Origin of the sequence: Gilliamella sp. B3801 (assembly GCF_026536645.1) — a bacterium.
In the GTDB taxonomy this organism is placed as follows: domain Bacteria; phylum Pseudomonadota; class Gammaproteobacteria; order Enterobacterales; family Orbaceae; genus Gilliamella; species Gilliamella apicola_I.
In genome coordinates, this window is sequence record NZ_JAFNNR010000027.1 from 1 (window position 1) to 1,196 (window position 1,196).

At 32.7% G+C, this 1,196-nt stretch carries 2 protein-coding genes; both read right to left on the reverse strand.

The window, feature by feature from the left end; translation table 11 throughout:
* Window positions 1-93 precede the first annotated feature (93 nt).
* The gene (locus tag J3U14_RS11640; protein ID WP_267369697.1) at window positions 94-789 is read right to left on the reverse strand and encodes a hypothetical protein; all 696 of its coding nucleotides are present in this window, start codon (window positions 787-789) and stop codon (window positions 94-96) included.
* Window positions 790-798: 9 nt separating this feature from the next.
* Window positions 799-1,196, reverse strand: a 398-nt coding sequence (locus tag J3U14_RS11645) for a hypothetical protein (protein WP_267369699.1), incomplete at its 5' end; no start/stop codon positions are given.

Here is a 1,196-nt window from a genome sequence, read left to right on the forward strand (position 1 = left end):
GATATCCCGATAACCAAAACAAATAGTCCATTGAATTACATTTTCTAATACTGGTTAAAAGGTGAATTTAGTTAATATTTTCATTGCGTGATTCTAAGGTTTCATCAATAAATAACCCAAGGATTTGTGATGATATAATTCACCGTCATCGCCTTTTATAAAGATTATGGTATCAGGGTATGTTCTATTGGGTAGAAGTACGGAATTTCTACCATATAACTCATTAATCTTATCTTGCCCATTTAATGCCCAATCAGGGGTATCCAATACCTGATAATCAATTTTTACATTAACTTGTGTTTCTTTTCTCCCTGTAAAACGACCTTTTTCATATGTTTTTTCAGTTATATCCGTTACTTTTACTATTTTTTTAGGGCCATAGCAAAATGAACTATTGTAAAAAGGTTTTCTCCCGCTATTCCCTCTATTATCAATAGATTGATGCCAGTATTCACGCCCCAAATCAGTTAAGTCATAGCGATAAATACCTGATTGCCCTTCTACCGGCGTTTGGCTTAATAAGCCTAATTCTGCAAACAGTGGTAAGGTTCGTGTCAGGTCTTCTTTATTCCAAACCGTCCATTGACTGTCACTTTCTAATACCGGTTCATCAGTATACGGTAGTTTTACTGAACCAAGAAAATAACAAAAGTCGCCTTTAGATTTATTTAGTGATCGTACTCTGTCATATTCTTTCTGTATATTCTCTTTTAACTTTTCTTTATTATAACAACCCAATAATGAACAGGTGATTAATGTCAGTAAGGTGAATTTAGTTAATTTTTTCATTGTGTGCTTCTAAGGTTTAATTAGTAAATAGGCTAAAGCTTCATGATATAACTCACCGTCATCTCCTTTTATAAAAGTAACAGTTTCTGGATAATTTTTTCCTGGCAATTTTACTTTTACTGTATATAAGGCATTAAGCTTATCTTGATTATTTAATGCCCAATCAGGCGTATCTAATACCTGATAATCAATTTTTACATCCACATTTGTCTGATTTTTTCGATATAACCCACTTTCATACGTTTTTTCTGTTATATCTTTTACTTTTACTATTTTTTTAGGGCCATAGCAAAATGAACTATTGTAAAAAGGTTTCCTTCCACTATTCCCTCTATTATCAATAGATTGAAACCAATATTCACGCCCCAAATCGGTTAAGTCATAGCGATAAATGCCTGATTGCCCTT